15 protein-coding genes and 1 tRNA gene are annotated in these 17,500 nt (G+C 55.7%); 6 read left to right on the forward strand and 10 right to left on the reverse strand.

All coding sequences use genetic code 11. From position 1 onward, the window contains the following. The first annotated feature begins 49 nt into the window (after window positions 1-49). The 6 genes from F3J29_RS21025 to F3J29_RS21050 all read left to right on the forward strand — a co-directional run bounded on the left by F3J29_RS21025 (window position 50) and on the right by F3J29_RS21050 (window position 4,433). Window positions 50-126 (forward strand) — tRNA-Arg (locus F3J29_RS21025). 156 nt (window positions 127-282) lie between these two features. After that, window positions 283-849, forward strand: a complete 567-nt coding sequence (gene yqaB / locus F3J29_RS21030) for a fructose-1-phosphate/6-phosphogluconate phosphatase (protein ID WP_166869008.1) — start codon at window positions 283-285, stop codon at window positions 847-849. Further along, a complete protein-coding gene (locus tag F3J29_RS21035) occupies window positions 846-1,274 on the forward strand; it encodes a YqaA family protein (RefSeq protein WP_166869010.1) in 429 nt (142 codons plus the stop codon). The genes yqaB and F3J29_RS21035 overlap by 4 nt, the downstream gene beginning before the upstream one ends. A gap of 76 nt (window positions 1,275-1,350) precedes the next feature. Next, window positions 1,351-2,907 (forward strand): glutamate--cysteine ligase, encoded by a 1,557-nt coding sequence (gshA, locus tag F3J29_RS21040; protein WP_166869012.1) that lies wholly within the window; start codon window positions 1,351-1,353, stop codon window positions 2,905-2,907. 156 nt (window positions 2,908-3,063) lie between these two features. Next, window positions 3,064-3,579 carry an S-ribosylhomocysteine lyase gene (luxS, locus tag F3J29_RS21045; protein WP_166869014.1) on the forward strand — a complete coding sequence of 172 codons (516 nt, stop codon included), beginning with the start codon at window positions 3,064-3,066 and terminating at the stop codon, window positions 3,577-3,579. Between the two features lie 89 nt (window positions 3,580-3,668). Next, window positions 3,669-4,433, forward strand: a complete 765-nt coding sequence (locus F3J29_RS21050) for an AraC family transcriptional regulator (protein ID WP_166869016.1) — start codon at window positions 3,669-3,671, stop codon at window positions 4,431-4,433. Here F3J29_RS21050 and leuA read toward each other — a convergent pair. From leuA to nrdF, 10 genes are all read right to left on the reverse strand, one after another. After that, a complete protein-coding gene (gene leuA, locus F3J29_RS21055) occupies window positions 4,430-6,091 on the reverse strand; it encodes a 2-isopropylmalate synthase (RefSeq protein ID WP_166869018.1) in 1,662 nt (553 codons plus the stop codon). The genes F3J29_RS21050 and leuA overlap by 4 nt on opposite strands. Before the next feature lie 299 nt (window positions 6,092-6,390). After that, window positions 6,391-7,929 (reverse strand): multidrug efflux MFS transporter permease subunit EmrB, encoded by a 1,539-nt coding sequence (gene emrB / locus F3J29_RS21060; protein WP_008458243.1) that lies wholly within the window; start codon window positions 7,927-7,929, stop codon window positions 6,391-6,393. A gap of 15 nt (window positions 7,930-7,944) precedes the next feature. Beyond that, window positions 7,945-9,117 (reverse strand): multidrug efflux MFS transporter periplasmic adaptor subunit EmrA, encoded by a 1,173-nt coding sequence (emrA, locus tag F3J29_RS21065; protein WP_008458242.1) that lies wholly within the window; start codon window positions 9,115-9,117, stop codon window positions 7,945-7,947. A 135-nt stretch (window positions 9,118-9,252) separates the two neighbouring features. Further along, window positions 9,253-9,783 carry a transcriptional repressor MprA gene (gene mprA / locus F3J29_RS21070; RefSeq protein ID WP_008458241.1) on the reverse strand — a complete coding sequence of 177 codons (531 nt, stop codon included), beginning with the start codon at window positions 9,781-9,783 and terminating at the stop codon, window positions 9,253-9,255. Window positions 9,784-10,238: 455 nt separating this feature from the next. Further along, window positions 10,239-11,417, reverse strand: a complete 1,179-nt coding sequence (locus F3J29_RS21075; RefSeq protein ID WP_008458239.1) for an MFS transporter — start codon at window positions 11,415-11,417, stop codon at window positions 10,239-10,241. Window positions 11,418-11,713: 296 nt separating this feature from the next. Beyond that, window positions 11,714-12,706 carry a glycine betaine/L-proline ABC transporter substrate-binding protein ProX gene (proX, locus tag F3J29_RS21080; protein WP_008458237.1) on the reverse strand — a complete coding sequence of 331 codons (993 nt, stop codon included), beginning with the start codon at window positions 12,704-12,706 and terminating at the stop codon, window positions 11,714-11,716. Window positions 12,707-12,761: 55 nt separating this feature from the next. Beyond that, a complete protein-coding gene (gene proW / locus F3J29_RS21085) occupies window positions 12,762-13,841 on the reverse strand; it encodes a glycine betaine/L-proline ABC transporter permease ProW (protein WP_166869019.1) in 1,080 nt (359 codons plus the stop codon). Continuing rightward, a complete protein-coding gene (gene proV, locus F3J29_RS21090; protein WP_166869020.1) occupies window positions 13,838-15,037 on the reverse strand; it encodes a glycine betaine/L-proline ABC transporter ATP-binding protein ProV in 1,200 nt (399 codons plus the stop codon). Before proV ends, proW begins: the two co-directional genes overlap by 4 nt. A 255-nt stretch (window positions 15,038-15,292) precedes the next feature. Then, the gene (locus F3J29_RS21095) at window positions 15,293-16,483 is read right to left on the reverse strand and encodes an alginate lyase family protein (RefSeq protein WP_166869021.1); all 1,191 of its coding nucleotides are present in this window, start codon (window positions 16,481-16,483) and stop codon (window positions 15,293-15,295) included. 34 nt (window positions 16,484-16,517) lie between these two features. Continuing rightward, window positions 16,518-17,477 (reverse strand): class 1b ribonucleoside-diphosphate reductase subunit beta, encoded by a 960-nt coding sequence (nrdF, locus tag F3J29_RS21100; protein WP_205246878.1) that lies wholly within the window; start codon window positions 17,475-17,477, stop codon window positions 16,518-16,520. Window positions 17,478-17,500: the final 23 nt, after the last annotated feature.

Genomic DNA, 17,500 nt, shown 5'->3' on the forward strand with positions numbered 1-17,500 from the left:
GCGGCATGATGAGCGACATTGAGTCAGCAGTAAAAGCAGTAATCCCGATGCATCCGTAGCTCAGCTGGATAGAGTACTCGGCTACGAACCGAGCGGTCGGAGGTTCGAATCCTCCCGGATGCACCATCTCTTCTCTGTTCGTCTTCTGAAATTTCCCATCCGAACAAACTTTTCAGTTTTTAATGCTCCTTATTTGCAATACCGCCTCTACCCGCAGACAGCGACAATTTCAGCCATTTACGCTAAAGTAACCGCCTCGACATTCAGTGAAGTGAGGGTGAGATGTACGATCGCTATGACGGGTTAATCTTTGATATGGACGGCACGATTCTCGATACGGAGCCGACTCACCGTAAAGCCTGGCATGAAACCCTTGGCCGCTATGGCATGAGCTTCGACGAGCAGGCGATGGTTGCCCTAAACGGCGCGCCAAGCTGGAAAATTGCCGCTGCAATTATTGAAAGCCACAATGCCGATCTCGATCCCCACAGTCTGGCGGCTGAAAAAACCGTTGCCGTGCGCGCAATGCTGCTTGATACGGTGCGTCCGCTGCCGCTGATTGACGTGGTGAAAGCCTGGCATGGCCGCCGCCCGATGTCGGTCGGCACAGGTAGCGAAAGCGATATTGCAGAAGCGCTGCTCAAGCATCTTGGCCTGCGTCAGTATTTTGCGGCGGTCGTGGCAGCAGATCATGTTAAACATCACAAGCCAGCACCTGATACCTTCTTACGCTGCGCTGAACTGATGGGCGTGGCACCGGAGAAATGCGTCGTGTTTGAAGATGCTGATTTTGGTCTTCAGGCGGCGCGTAGCGCGGGAATGGATGTTGTGGACGTGCGCTTACTGTGAGCGACACGCTATCGCTCCTTTCACTGTTCACCAGCAGTTTCCTGAGCGCGACGCTGCTGCCGGGAAGCTCGGAAGCGGTACTTGTGGCGCTTCTGGTTGCCGGTAGCGGTCCCGTATCGGTTCTTGTGATAATAGCAACAATCGGTAATAGCCTTGGCGGTATGACTAACGTTATTCTGGGGCGCTTTTTCCCGCAGCGAATACAATCGTGCTGGCAGGGGAAAGCGACCGACTGGTTGACTCGTTTTGGCCCAGCGACATTGTTACTGAGCTGGATGCCGCTGATAGGCGATCTGTTGTGCCTGCTGGCCGGGTGGTTACGCCTGAGCTGGGGGCCGGTGATATTCTTTTTATGCCTTGGCAAAGCGCTACGCTACATCGTTGTCGCGGCTGCAACGGTACAAGGCATGGCGTGGTGGCACTAATTGCGTGGGATGAGTCTTCATCACCGGCGAAAACAATTATGCTTATTAAAATAAATTCGACAGGCGGGAGGTCAATTTGATCCCGGACGTATCACAGGCTTTGGCCTGGCTGGAAAAACACCCTGAAGCAGTAAAAGGCATTTGCCGTGGTCTTGAGCGTGAAACGCTACGCGTGACGCCAGAAGGCGATTTAGCCACCACCGGGCATCCTGAAAGCCTTGGCTCAGCGTTTACGCATAAATGGATTACCACGGACTTCGCCGAAGCCCTCCTGGAATTTATTACCCCGGTTGATGGTGACATTGACCATATGCTGACCTTCCTGCGTGACATTCATCGTCACACGGCGCGTGAACTGGGCGAGGAGCGTATGTGGCCGCTAAGTATGCCGTGCTACATCGATGACGGTCAGAACATCGAGCTGGCGCAGTACGGTTCTTCTAATGCGGGGCGTTTTAAAACGTTGTACCGCGAAGGGTTGAAAAACCGCTATGGCGCGCTGATGCAAACCATTTCCGGCGTGCATTATAATTTCTCCCTGCCGATGGCCTTCTGGCAGGCAAAGTGCGGCGTTAAAGATGCTGAAAGTGGCAAAGAGGCGATTTCTGCCGGTTACTTCCGTCTGATCCGCAATTATTATCGCTTTGGTTGGGTTATCCCTTATCTCTTCGGTGCTTCTCCGGCTATCTGCTCTTCGTTCTTGCAGGGCAAAGAGAGCGCATTGCCGTTTGAGAAAACCGAATGCGGCATGTATTACCTGCCGTATGCCACTTCATTACGCTTGAGTGACCTGGGTTACACCAACAAGTCGCAGAGCAATCTGGGCATTACCTTCAACGATCTGAACACCTATGTCGATGCGCTGAAGCGGGCGATTAAAACCCCGTCAGAAGAGTACGCTAAGATTGGTTTGATGAAGGACGGCAAGCACCTGCAGCTCAACACTAACGTGCTGCAAATTGAAAACGAACTTTATGCGCCGATTCGTCCAAAACGCGTGACGCGTGACGAAGAATCACCGTCAGATGCGCTGCTGCGCGGCGGCATCGAGTATATCGAAGTGCGTTCGCTGGATATCAACCCGTTCTCACCTATCGGCGTGGATGAGCAGCAGGTTCGCTTCCTCGACCTGTTTATGATTTGGTGCGTGCTGGCGGATGCGCCGGAGATGAGCAGCGACGAACTGCTGTGCACCCGTACCAACTGGAACCGCGTGATTCTGGAAGGACGTAAGCCTGGGCTTACCCTGGGTATGGGCTGTGAAACGGCTCAGCACCCGCTGTCAAAAGTAGGCAAAGATCTGTTTACCGATTTACGTCGCGTGGCGGAAACGCTGGACGGCATGACCGACAGCCAGGAATACCAGCAAGTTTGTGACCAGCTGGTCGCCAGCTTTGACGATCCGGAATTAACGTATTCAGCCCGTATTTTACGTTCTATGATTGATAACGGGATTGGCGGCACCGGCCTTGCGCTGGCCGAACAATATCGTCAGATGCTGATTCAGGAACCGTTGGAAATTTTAACTGCGGATGCCCTGCAGAAAGAGCATGATGCTTCATGGCAGCGTCAGCGGGATATTGAGGCGGCGGATACGGAGTCGTTCGATAGCTTTCTGGCGAAGAAGGCCTGACAGAAAAGAAAAAGGCCACATACTTGTGGCCAAATATTCATCTCTGAATAACAGGGATGATGATAACAAATGCGCGTCTTTCATATACTCAGACTCGCGTGCGTAAAAATAGTTTCAATTATTTTTAAAAAAAATCATTTTATCGGAGGTGACCAGATGCCGTTGTTGGATAGCTTCACAGTCGACCATACTCGTATGGGTGCGCCTGCAGTCCGTGTAGCCAAAACTATGCACACGCCACACGGTGACACCATTACGGTGTTTGACCTGCGCTTTTGTGTCCCAAACAAGGAAGTGATGCCGGAAAAAGGGATCCATACTCTGGAGCACTTGTTCGCCGGGTTTATGCGTGACCACCTGAACGGAGATGGCGTGGAGATCATCGATATCTCCCCAATGGGCTGCCGCACCGGGTTTTATATGAGCCTGATTGGTGTCCCGACAGAGCAGCGCGTGGCGGATGCCTGGAAAGCGGCAATGCAGGACGTGCTGAAAGTGAAAGAGCAAAACCAGATCCCTGAGCTGAACGTTTACCAGTGCGGGACTTATCAGATGCACTCTCTGCAGGAAGCGCAGGATATCGCGCGTCACATCATTGAACACGGCGTCAGCGTCAACAGCAATGATGAGCTGGCTCTGCCGAAAGAGAAGCTGAAAGAGCTGCACATCTAGTTTTGCGTAAATCGTTATAAGGAGCCACCCGGCTCCTTTTTTTACGTCTGCGGTATGCTATCTTCATCTTTTTGCTCACGAAATAAACTATGTCCACCAGCCTGAAGTTCAGTTTTGCCACGCGGCCACTGGTTCCTTTTGCCCATGATTACAGCCATGGCGCCTCGGAGCCCTGGCACAGTCACGACTGCGCGCAGCTGCTGCACACGTTGAGCGGTGTCGTGCGGGTCGAAACCGGGCGGGGAATATGGGTTGTTCCGCCGGGGCGCGGCGTCTGGCTGCCCGCGGGCACTCAGCACCGCCTGCAAATCACCGGCCACGTAGCGGCGCGCACATTGTTTATTGATCCGTTCGCCCGGGCTGACTTACCGTCGGTTTGCCAGGTCGTGCAGATATCGACTTTGCTGCGCGAGCTGATTATTTGCTCGCTCCAGTTACCGGAAGCTTATCCGGCGGGAAGTCGGGCAGAGCGAATTTACGAGCTTATCCTCGATGAGATTCGGGGCATCGCCGCGCTGCCGTTTAATCTTCCTGAGCCGCAGTCTGCGGGGCTACTGGCGCTATGTCGTCAGATTCAGGCCGAGCCCGGTCAGCCCTGGACAAACGCGTTGGCCGCCGAACGGCTTAACGTCAGTGAGAGAACCTTGCTGCGCCATTTTCGCCAGCAAACCGGCCTGGCATTTAGCGAATGGCTGCGCAGGGCAAGACTGATGGAGGCGCTCGATCGTCTTGCCCAGGGGCAGTCCGTACTGCGCGTTGCGCTGGACCTGGGGTATGAAAGCCACAGCGCTTTCAGCGCCATGTTTCGCCGAACGCTCGGCGTTTCACCGAGCGAATACTTCTTTTCTGACTAACCCATTGGCAGCGCGTTTAGCAGCGCCTGGAGCGACGCACGCGAAACGTCGTTATCAATGCCGGTTCCCCAGTGGCTCACGCCCTCCCTGAAGGTGCAGCGGATATAAGCCGCCGAGCGGCTTTCGCTGTGCCTGCCGAGCGTATGTTCATGATAATCTTCAATAGAAAACGCCAGGCTAAAACGAGATTTCAGGGCATCTGCCGCGGCGGAAAGTAAACCGTTGCCTTTGCCCTGCAGGGCAATCACGCCGTCGTGCGTCTGAACGTTAGCCCACAGCTGGAGCGAGCCATCGGCCTGGCTCTCCGTCCGGTAATCCAGCAGCTGGCGTGGGGCGGTTTGATGCGGGCCATAAAGTGAGCGGAACAGTTGCCACAGCGCGCTCAGCGTCATCTCGTTGCCCTCTCTGTCGGTTTGCGCTTGGACGTGGCGACTAAAGTCCTGCTGTAAACCGCGCGGCAGCACCAGGCCGTGGTTTTGCTCCAGCATCCAGGCGGCACCGCTTTTCCCGGACTGGCTGTTGACGCGGATCACGGCTTCGTAGCTGCAGCCAATATCGTTCGGATCAACGGGCAGATAGGGCATTTCCCACCGCGCTGAGCTGGACTCGCCCCGCGCGGTAAAACCTTTCTTAATGGCATCCTGATGCGATCCGGAAAAAGCGGTAAAAGCGAGCTTCCCGGCGTAAGGATGGCGAGGATGCACCGGTAATTGATTGCATTGCTCGACCAGTTCCACCACCTGCTTCATATCGCTGAAGTCCAGCTGCGGCGAAATCCCCTGGCTATAAAGATTCATCGCCAGCGTGACCAGGCAGACGTTCCCGGTGCGCTCGCCGTTGCCAAACAGGCAGCCTTCCACCCGATCGGCTCCAGCGAGGATGGCGAGTTCGGCGCTGGCCACGCCGCTACCGCGATCGTTATGGGGATGTACGCTGATGCACACCGCATCGCGGCGGGAGAAGTGGCGGCAGAAATACTCAATCTGATCGGCATAAACGTTGGGCGTGTTTACCTCAACGGTGGCGGGCAAATTGATAATCATTGGCCGCTCGGGAGACGGCTCCCAGACATCCGCCACCGCCTCGCAAATTTGCAGGGCAAATTCCGGTTCGGTGAAGCAAAAAGTTTCCGGGGAGTATTCATAGCGCCATTGCGTCTGTGGGTTAGCCTCGCACAGCGCCCGCACCTGGCGGGTGGCGTTGACCGCCAGCTGAACGATCTCTTCTTTGCTCTGGCGGAAGACCAGCCTGCGGAACAGCGGCGCCGTGGCGTTGTACAGGTGTACCGTAGCGCCATGTACCCCAGCCAGGGATGCAAAGGTACGCTCAATCAGGTCGCTGCGTGCCTGGGTGAGGACCTGAATGGTGACATCTTCAGGAATCCGATTTTCTTCAATCAGCTGGCGCACAAACTGAAAATCCGTTTCTGAGGCGGAAGGGAAGGCGACCTCGATCTCTTTGAAACCGCACTTAAGCAGTAAATCCCAGAAGCGCAGCTTGCGGGCAGCGTCCATCGGTTCAGCCAGCGCCTGATTGCCGTCGCGCAGGTCAGTGGAAAGCCAGCGTGGAGCGCTCGTCAGGGTTTTATCCGGCCACTGGCGATCGGGCAACGGAATCGGCGCATGGGCGAGGTATTTTTGCGATGGGTGGGTCAGCATCAGGTTTCTCCAGGTCAGGTGGTCTGTTTATCCTGGCGAATAATTTCTGCAGGGGCTGGCGCAAAGCTGACAACCTGTGTGGCGAAACCGCCAGATTCAGGCAAAGAAAAAGGAGCCCGAAGGCTCCTAAGGCTGCTGACAAAGAGGGAAAAAGCGTGGTTTTTCCCTCTTTGTGGTTATCAGCCGAAAATCAATAAATTGATTTTCCTGTTTTTTTTAACGAGCCGTCTGGTATTTCTTCTCTCGCCAGAGGTTTGTCCGCTGTCTTCGGAGCCCGAAGGCTCCTTTAGGGAGGAATGTCAGTGTGCGCCACCGCCGCCACCGCCCGCCCCGAAAGGCGGTTTAGCAAACCACACCAGCCCAAGCAGCAGAATAAACACCCCTGCCGAGAACCAGAAAATCTCGTTGGCGGAGATGATCAGCCCCTGGTTGGTGATCTGCTGGGCGATGTAGCCGGAAGCCTGTTGGTGCGACATGCCCAAGCCCTGAAGCTGGTTGTAGGTTTCAACCGAGTTCGGGTTATACGGCGTCACAGACTCGGTGAGTTGCGCATGGTGCAGCGACTCGCGGTTCGTCCACAGCGTGGTGGTTATCGACGTCCCAATCGACCCCGCCAGCGTACGGGTAAAGTTCGACAGACTCGACGCCGCGGCAAGGCGCTCCGGCGGCAGGCCGGATAGGGTAATTGTGGTCAGCGGCATGAAGAAGCACGCCACCGCAAAGCCCTGAATAAACTGCGGCCACGCCGATGCGGCGAAATCCATCCCCGGTTCAAAGGTATAGGCGCGCCAGTAGAAGCACACCGCATACATAATGAAGCTGAAGGTGACCAGGCGGCGCATATCGAGCTTGTGCGCGAAGCGGCCGATAATCGGCGACAGCAGCACCGGGATGACGCCCACCGGCGCAGACGCAAGCCCGGCCCAGGTTGCGGTATAGCCATACACTTCCTGTAACAGCTGAGGCAGCAGGACAATCGCGCCGAAGTAGAGCATATAGGCGAGGCTGATACACAGGCAGCCGATGGTAAAGTTTCGCGATTTAAACAGCGACAGGTCGACTATCGGATTATCGTCGGTGAGCTCCCAGACAATCAGGAAGCTGATGGTGACCACCGCAATTACCGTCAACACGATGATTTCCGTCGAGTTAAACCAGTCCAGCTCTTTACCCCGGTCGAGCATAATCTGCAGACTACCGATCCCCAGCACCAGCAAGGCCAGCCCTACGCCGTCGATGCGGCGCTGCTCGGTACGAGTTTCGCGGCCTCGCAGGGCCTGCAGGCCCATCAGTACCACGACGATACCAATCGGCACGTTGATGAAGAAGATCCAGCCCCAGTGATAGTTGTCGCTGATATAGCCGCCCAGAATAGGGCCGCAAATCGGCGCCACAATCACCGTCATCGACCACAGCGCCAGCGCAATGCTGCGTTTGGCGGGTGGATAGTTACTCAACAACAGGCTCTGGGACAGCGGAATCAGCGGCCCGGCAACGATCCCCTGGATAACGCGGAAGAAGATCAGCATCGTCAGGCTGTTCGACATGCCGCACGCCCAGGAGGCGATAGCAAACAGCACGGTAGACCACAGGAACAGTCTCACTTCCCCGAAGCGTTTTGCCAGCCAGCCGGTGATTGGGATTGAGATGGCGTTTGCCACCCCGAACGAGGTGATAACCCACGTCCCCTGGCTCAGGGATGAGCCCAGGTTACCGGCAATCGTCGGGATAGCCACGTTAGCGATGGTGGAGTCCAGCACCTGCATAAAGGTCGCCAGCGACAGGGCGATGGTCATAATGACCAGCTGGGCGCCTTCTAGCGGTTTTTGTTGTGCCATACACCCTCCGCTTTATTAACCCGCATTGGCCTGAATAATCTGGTCAATCAGCTGGTTAGCCGGCGTCAGATTCAGCTCACGCGCGTTACTTTCGTAAACCGGTGTGGTGCGGGTCTGAGATGACAGCACGCTCCCGTCGCGGTTGCTGGTATCCACGTTCACCAGCGTGGAGAGACCGATACGCAGCGGATGCTGTTCAACCTGTTTAGCGTCCAGTTCGATACGAACCGGCAGGCGCTGAACCACTTTGATCCAGTTCCCGGTGGCGTTCTGCGCCGGCAGCAGCGAGAAGGCGCTGCCGGTGCCCATATCCAGGCCGACAACTTTCCCGGTGTATTTCACGTCATCGCCGTAGATATCGCTGACGATGGTGGCCGACTGGCCAATGCGCATATGCGCCAGCTGGGTTTCTTTAAAGTTAGCATCAACCCACATACCGCTGGCCGGCACAATGGCCATCAGCGCCGTGGACGGGCTAATTTGAGCGCCAACCTGCACGGCACGGCGGGAAACATAGCCGGTCATTGGGCTGACGATGGTGGTTCTCTGCAGCGCCATCCAGCTGTTACGTACTTCGGTCGCCGCCTGTTGAACCGCAGGCTGCTCTTCCAGTTTGGTGCCGAGAATCATGGCCTGGTTAGCGTTGTATTGCTGCACCGCGACATCCAACTGAGCCTGAGCGCTGGTGACGGCATCACGGGCGTGCTGCAGTTCTTCGCGGCCAATCAGGTTGGCGCTGCCCAGCGGAATACGGCGGTTCAGGTCGCTTTGCGCCTGGGCCAGAGCCGTTTTCTGCAGTTCGATATTGGCCTGATACTGTTTGCTGTTGATCATCAGCTGACGAGTCTGCCGCACGCTGGAGGCCAGCTGGGTTTTGGCCTTCTCGAACGCCTGTTCGGCGTCGGCGCGGTCGAGGCTGACCAGCACATCACCCTGTTTCACAAAATCGGTATTGTCTGCCCAGACTTTCGTCACGCTACCGGAGACCTGGGCCATGATCTGCACCTGGTTGCCTGCCACATAAGCATCATCGGTCTCTTCAAAGTGACGCAGCACCAAAAACCAATAGATTCCATATGCCACAGCAATAATGACAAAGAGCAAGGTCAACAAGATCAGGGCGCTTTTACGTTTCCCCTTCTTGTTAGCCGGTTGCTGCGGGGCTTGAGTCTCCGCATTTGCGCTCATGCTAATCTCCACCTGGTTATTATTATTTCCGGTCAGCTGAGCCGACCTGTTAGACCTGACAGGCCAGCAAGGAGATTGCTGGCCTGAGAGTTGTTTTGAAATCGGATTGTTGTCAGACGTACAGACGGTAAAAGCTTAGCTCAGAGCTTCAAGGATCACTTTGTCCTCTTCCATCTGGTCGAGGCGGTTGAGCAGTTTACGGGTGATTGTTTCCAGCTGTGTTTTTTCGTCAGCATCCAGAGCGGACCACAGTTGATGCAGGCAGTTATGCTGCGGTGGCAGGACCTGTCTCAGGAATTCATGACCTTTTTCGGTCAAATGCAGATGCAGGCAGCGGCGGTCATTGTCGCTTTCACGGCGCTCAATCCAGCCGCGTTTTTCCAGCTCATCGGCAATACGCGTGGCGTTGGTGCGGGATGAACCCAGCGCGCAGCTCAGCTCAGAAGGCTGAATGCTGTGATTTTCCTGGGACTCAAGGGTAATGAGTGCCATGAATAAGGTCTCGTTGATCCCCTGCGCCTTCAGCATCTTATTGCGGTTTTCCAGCAGTTTACCCTGCATGTGCATACAAAGACGCGTCAACAGAACCTCCTGGTACGGGAACTCCTGATAACGTTTGGCGCGGAACTTCAGCATTTGTTCTATGGGCGTGAACGAACTATCCATTTTGGCATAACCTCATTAGTTGCAGCCGATATAGTAACGATGGTGACAAATAAAGTAAATGTATTATTTATACGTTTATATTCGTTTGTATACGTTTATATACGTTTGGTTGATGCCACCATCGGCGTAAACCACGCTAAGCCGTAGCCCAGAGTGCTAAGCAGCGTGGGGAGAGAAAATGGGTTTCGAGTGGTATAACGGCGTTTAACGGCAGCGAAGCCGGAGGCTTGATGCCTTGAGGAAAGGAGAAATGGCGATGGAAACGCTGCTTTCAGACTGACGAACAATTCCGCCCCGTGGCGATTGTCGGCTGAAACAGTTGCGGGTTTATCCATATAGGCTGTTAATAAATAACCTGCGTTAATGTCACTCGAATTAGTAAACGGGGACAACCTTAACAGACTGTCCCCGCCATTACATCTTCAATTTCCCTTACGGGGAGCGACGATACCGCGCTAATCGGCCTGCCGCTGGTATCCGCGCCACCACACTACCAAATTTAGTAGGGCGACGCTGGCGCCGGCAATACACACCCCGTTCCAGCCGGCATGTTGGTAAGCGCTCGCTGAAATCAAAGAGCCCGCCGCGCCGCCGATGAAGTAGCTGGTCATGTACCCGGCGGTCAGTCGGTTACGGGCTTCCGGCATCATGCGGTATATCAGGCTCTGGTTGGTGATGTGGACGCCCTGGACGGTGAGATCCAGCACCAGGATACCCACAATCAGGGCGAGGGCTGAGAACTGACCAAAAGCGATCGCGGCCCAGGAGAGCAGAAGCAGCAGCAGGCCGATGGTGGTGGTGTGGTGCCCTTTGCCCTTATCAACCAGCCCGCCAGCCGGGCGAGCGCCGAGTGCGCCAGCGGCACCTGCAAGGCCGAACAGGCCGATAACCCCTTCGGAATAGTTGAACGGTGGTGAAGCCAGCAGGAACGCCATCGAGGTCCAGAGAATGCTGAAGTTGGCAAAGGTCAGGCAGCCCAGCAGGGCGCGGGTCCGCAGCAGGCTGTTTTTAATAAACAGGCTGAAGATTGAGGTCAGCAGCTGTGGATAGTTGAGGTGGCTGTCCTGCTTCACCTGTGGCAGCCCGCGCCACAGGGCCAGCGCCATCAGCGCCATCAGCACGCTGGCAACCCAATAAACGGTGCGCCAGCCGCCAAGGCTTGCCAATAAACCCGCGACGGTTCGCGCCAGCAGGATCCCGAGCAACAGCCCGCTCATGATAGTCCCGACAACCTTCCCGCGCTTTTCCGGTGCCGCGAGCGTCGCGGCAAACGGCACAAGAATCTGCGCGACCACGGAGAAGAGCCCGGTCAGCGCGGTGCCCAGAATCATCATCCACAGGGACTGGCTGGTGGCGGTGATCAGCATCCCACCTGCCGCCAGCAGCGTCATAAAGACGATCAGCCCCCGGCGCTCGAACATATCCCCAAGCGGCACCAGCAATAACAGGCCAGCGGCATAGCCGAGCTGGGCGGTGGTAACGATAAATCCGGCCTGGTTCACCGAAAGCGAAAAGGCGTTTGCGATGGTGTCGAGCAGCGGCTGCGCGTAGTAGTTGCTGGCCACCGCGAGACCGGTTGCGACAGACATCAGGACGATCAGCGCCGGGCTGAGTCCGTGAGTATTGTTTTTCATTATTATCTTCAACTTGCCAAAGAGAGGTCTGAATAATAGCGAAAAATGATGACAGCAGAAGCGAAGGTGGGTGTCGGATCGTGCGGTTATTGACCCTCACCCCGGCCCTCTCCCTGTAAGAGAGAGGGGGAAAAGAAGGAGAAGAGAAAAGGTGTTTGTCTGTTTATCCCCTTTCCCTTTTGGGAAGAGAGACGGTCTTTACCGGGAAGGGAGAGGGGGAAAAGAAGGTGAAGGGAAAAGGTGTTTGTCTGTTTATCCCCTCTCCCCTTTGGGGAGAGGGTTAGGGTGAGGGGGCGTTATTTCGCCGCCAGTGCCTCTTTCACCCAGCCGTCAAACTGCGCCTGGTGCGCCTTAATCCAGCCGTCGACGTGGCCGTTAATGTCGGCCTCAGAAGACTTACCGTTATGCATCATCGCATTCTGGGCATTGATATCCGCCAGCGGCAATTTCATGACGGCAAACAGTTTAGCCGCCTGCGGGTTTTTCTCGGCCCAGGCCTTGTTAGCCACAATGTGCATGGTATTCACCGGGAAGCCGTAGTTCGCCCCGTTAGGCAGTTTAGTATCAATATCTTTCTGCTCGCCCGGCAGGGAAGAGAACGGCACCTGGAGCCAGACTACGTCTTTACCCGGTTTCAGCACATCGCTCACCCAGTACGGTGTCCAGGTGTAATACAGCACCGGCTTACCTTCTTTGAAGCGCGCGATAGTGTCGGCCATCATCGCCGAGTAGTTGCCGTGGTTCACGGTCACGGTATTCGCCAGCTTATAGGCTTCATTCTGGTGATTAATCACCGCCTCGCAGCCCCAGCCTGGCGTACAGCCCATCATGTCAGCTTTGCCGTCGCCGTTGCTGTCGAACAGTTTGGCGATTTTCGGATCTTTAAGCTGCTCGATATTGGTGATGTGGTACTGGTCAGCGGTTTTCTTATCAATAAGGTAGCCCTGAGCCGCGCCGGTCACAAAGGTGCCTTCCCGGTAGAATTTCTTGCTCCCGCCCGCAGCGGCGTACATATCATCATGCAGCGGCTGCCAGTTAACGGCGGTGAAGGTGGCGTCGCCGGAAGCGATGGAGGTGTAGCCTACGTTATAGTCCACCTCGCTTGGCTTGTTCACGGTGTAGCCCATTTTCTCCAGCGCGCGGCTGACCAGCAGCGTCTGGAAGGTTTCTTCGGCGATGGTGCTCTGTACCGGCTGAACGGTAATGCCTTTGCCCGGCAGGTCTGCGGCAAAAGCGCTGGTGGTAACGAGTGTCGCAAGAGCTGTGGCTAAAATAGCGTTGTGTCGCATCGTTATTCCTTATTTATGGTGATGGGGCGAGGGGCGGCCGAAGCCGCCGCCAGGCTTATTTCATGAAGGGACGGGTCACAAGACCCAGCGGGCCGGTGGTATACCAGCGGCGGTTGCCACGGGAGCGGGAATCGCGCCCAATGGACTGAGTCAGGCGGTCGAGAATAATGGCCAGGATCACGATCCCCACGCCACCGACCGTAGCGAGACCCATATCGAGGCGGCCAATGCCGCGCAGAACCATCTGGCCAAGCCCGCCCACGGCAATCATCGACGCGATAACCACCATTGACAGCGCCAGCATCAGCGTCTGGTTAACGCCGGCCATGATGGTCGGCATCGCCAGCGGGAGCTGCACCTTGAACAACATCTGGCGCGGGCTGGCACCGAATGAGCGTGCTGCTTCGACCAAATCTTCCGGCACCTGCTTAATGCCCAGGATAGTCAGGCGCACGATAGGCGGCAGGGCAAAGATAATGGTCACCACCACACCGGGCACGTTGCCAATGCCAAACAACATCACGATAGGCACCAGGTAAACGAACGCCGGGGTGGTCTGCATGGCATCCAGCAAGGGGCGAACGATTTTCGCCGCCCGCTCGCTGCGCGCCAGCCAAATCCCGAGGGGCAGGCCGAGCACCATACAAAACAGTAGGGCAGTCAACACCAGCGCCAGGGTAACCATCGCCTGCGACCAGGCGCCAATTGCGCCAATGGCGACCAGCGAGATCAGCGTGGCGACCCCCATGCCGAGGCTGGACATTTGCCAGGCAATCAGCGCGAAGACGATAATCGCGACCGGGGCGGGCATCCCTAAGAGCAGCTGCTGGAAGCCGCTCAGAATGTAATCCACCGGCACGCGAATGCCCTGGAATACGGGGCGGAAATGGGTTACCACCCAGTCGATCCCCTCCGTCACCCAGCTGTCGAGAGGGATCAGCGTTTTGTGAAACGGATCCAGAATATTGAAATGTTCAGGCGCGGCTGCCGGGGCCGAATTCAGCCAGTCAGCGCCGCCGCTGGTGGCCGCATCCGACGCCGGAGCGCCCCATGCGTCTGCAGAACCTGTTGTCTGACTGGTTGCGGCGTCTGTTGCCGCGCTGCCGGTATCCCATGGATTCGTTGCGTCACTCATTGACTTGCCCCCTCACGATCTAATGCCTGCAGCAACACCCCTTTTGAGATGATGCCCACGTACTGCCCCTCTTCGCTGACCACCGGCACCGCGCACGGAGCCTGGCCGACATGAGAGAGCAGATCGCTCAGCGAGGTTTCGGCGGAAACCGCCTCCGGGGAAGCCAGGAACGCATGGTCCAGGCCTTCGCCTGCCGCCAGCGCGGCTTTAAGCGAATCGGTAGAGACAATCCCAAGGAATTTCTGCCCGCGCTCAATGACATAGCCATATTCGCGGTCGTCATCCTGCAGCAGTTTCAACGCCGAACGAGGGCCAAAGCCGCTGGTTTTCCGCAGCAGGCCAGCCGGGCTACGGCGGGCAATATCTTTGGCGCTAAAGACCTGACTGATATCCACGCCGCGGAAGAAGGTGCGCACGTAATCGTTAGCCGGATTGTTAAGGATTTCATCCGGCGTGCCGACCTGTACCACTTCGCCGCCCTGCATAATGGCAATGCGATCGCCAATACGCATGGCTTCGTCGAGATCGTGGGAAATAAACACAATGGTGCGCTGATGTTTTGCCTGCAGCTTAATTAATTCATCCTGCATCTCGGTACGAATTAAGGGGTCGAGTGCGGAGAATGCTTCATCCATAAGTAATATGTCTGGATTAATGGCCAGCGCACGGGCTAAACCTACGCGCTGACGCATACCGCCGGACAATTCATCGGGATAAGCATGGGAATAATTTTCAAGCCCGACCTGACGCAGCGCATCCAGCGCTTTTTCATGCCGTTCTTTGACCGGAATTCCCGCAAGCTCCATACCGAAAGCGGCATTATTCAACACCGTCATATGCGGCATTAAAGCAAAGGACTGGAAGACCATTGCGATCTTTTTTTTGCGCACCTCGCGGAGTTCTGCGTCTGATATTTTGGCAATATCAATGCCGTCAATCAGTACCTGTCCACGGGTGGGTTCAATCAGGCGATTGAGAAGGCGAACCATGGTTGATTTTCCTGAGCCGGATAACCCCATGATGACAAAAATCTCGCCTTCTTCAATGGCCAGACTGGCGTCTTTTACGCCAAGCGACAGACCCGTTTTTTCCAGTAGTTCACTCTTGGAAATGCCCTTCTCAATGTATTTGAATGCGCGCTGTGGATGTTCGCCAAATACTTTATATAAATTCTTCACTTCTAATTTAATTGCCATGCAATAAACAGTTTCCTGTATTTAATTTATTTATAGGTGATTCCTGATGGAAATATTGACCGGTATATACCCTAACATACTAAGAATCTGAGGCAACCCTCGATTCTGTGATGTCGAAATATCCGCGTGATGAATGTGGAAGAAATTTCCCATGAGCACTGGCCTGAGAGGGAATAAGCGTGGTGAAATATTTTTTGTCAATGAGGGGAATATTCAGCCTGAACGTGGGTGATTCAGGCTGAAATGACAGGCGTATTACGGTTGTGCAATTAAATTAATAACGGCAGTTTTATTCCTGTTAAGCAGCCATTTGGCTTTGTCTTTAAATGTATTATTTTCCCGCCAGGCATGTGCGGCGGTAATCATATTCTCCAGGGCTTCATCGGGCTTGAACGGATCCATATTGGGCCAGGGCCACGAAGTTTGGCTATCGACAAACTGGGCGATGTACAGGTAGCCATTTTGCAGGCTGTGCTCACCGTTTTTGGCCTGCCAGACGTTGACCCCAACTTTTTCACCCAACAGCCCTAACGGGTTCCAGGCATCCAGAATAAAGTTGCTGTAATGCCAGGATCGCGTGCGCTCAATTTCCGTCACCGGCACGCCTTTGGCGTCAAACTGCACCGGAATGCGCTGGGTGGCAGAAATCAAACGCTGTTTGGCCGCGTCTTTATCTCCCAGCCACAGGGCAATCGCGGCGGCCTGAACGTCATACCAGGTGCCGTGGTTATTTTCAGCCGCGGCCTCTTTTTGGCCGTTTTCGCTGGTGGTCAGCCACTGGTAATAATCCCGATACCACTGCCGGAGCGCGCGCCAGGTTTTATCGTCCAGCTTGCCGCCGTCGTGCAGCAGTTCAATGGCGTCAATCAGCCGCACAAAACCACGCCCGTCAAGGATACCGGTGCCGCGCACGCCTTTTCGTCCGGGAATGGTTTGGGCGTAAGTGAGATTCGGCGTCATGCGGGTTTCCGGCGTGATAAACCAGTTCACCAGCTGCTGGCGGGCTTTCTCCGCGTAGGCATCTTTGCCGGAAAGCTGCCAGGCCAGCGCCAGATTCCATACGTCATCCGTCATGCTGTTTAGCCGGGCTTTGTCGCTTTGCTTGCCGACGGCGACGGGATTCATCTGGCCATCTTTTCGCACCCACGGCAGGCCATCGGGGCTTTTAGGATCGGGCCACCAATAGTCTGAAAAGCTGTAATAGTCGTGGGGATTACCTGCCGGCGCGCCGGGGCTTTTTTGGGTGATGCTGTAGAGCGGATGAATCAGCGCCTGGTCGGCTTTATGCTTAAGGGCTTGCCAGGCGGGCATCAGGGACGGGTTTTGCTGGCTAATCTCTTGCTTACTGTGCGCCAGCAGTGCCGTGTCAAGCAACAGCGGGGCGCCAAAGGCTAACGGTGCGCTGCCGCAAAGCAGCGCCAAAACAGAACAACGAAATAACGACATAGGCCACCTCGCAACATGCTCAGCGGCCAGATTACTAGAAATCCCAGTCCTCGTCCTCGGTTTCAACCGCCTTGCCCATCACGTAGGACGATCCAGAGCCGGAGAAGAAATCGTGGTTCTCATCGGCATTGGGGGACAGCGCGGCAAGAATGGCCGGGTTAACTTCCGCCATCTCCGCCGGGAACAGCGCCTGGTAGCCCAGGTTCATCAGCGCTTTATTGGCGTTGTAGCTCAGAAACGCCTTTACCTCGTCCTCCCAGCCCAGTTCACGGTAAAGCGTTTCGCTGTAAGCCAGCTCGTTATCGTAGAGATCCATCAGCAAATCGAGGGCAAAGTTTTGCAGCTCGGTCTGGCGTTCGGGGCTCTGCTGTGCCAGCGCTTTCTGATACTTGTAACCGATGTAATAGCCGTGCACCGCCTCGTCGCGAATGATCAGCCGAATGAGATCGGCGGTGTTGGTCAACTTGCCGCGGCTGGAATAATACATCGGCAGCCAGAAGCCAGAGTAAAACAGGAAGGACTCGAGGAACACGCTGGCAATTTTTTTCTTCAGCGGATCGTTGTCCCGGTAATGGCCCAGAATAATCGCGGCTTTGCGCTGCAGGGCTTCGTTTTGCTCGCTCCAGTCGTAGGCGGCGTCCACGTCTTTGGTCTGGCACAGCGTGGAAAATATCGAGCTGTAGGAGCGGGCGTGTACCGCCTCCATAAAGCTGATATTCGACATCACCGCCTCTTCGTGCGGCGTCAGCGAATCGGCCATCAGTGCGGGGGCGCCCACGGTATTCTGAATGGTGTCCAGCAGCGTCAGCCCGGTAAACACGCGGATAACGAGCTGTTGCTCCTGCTCGCTGAGCGATTGCCAGGCCGGAATGTCATTAGAGAGCGGCACCTTCTCCGGCAGCCAGAAGTTACTGGTCAGGCGGTTCCAGACTTCGAGGTCTTTATCATCCTCGATTTTGTTCCAGTTGATGGCGCTTACGCGCGTCAGTTGCATCATTTTCTTTCCTTGTGCTTTCG

The sequence above is a fragment of the Enterobacter sp. Cy-643 genome, assembly GCF_011752815.1.
In the GTDB taxonomy this organism is placed as follows: domain Bacteria; phylum Pseudomonadota; class Gammaproteobacteria; order Enterobacterales; family Enterobacteriaceae; genus Cedecea.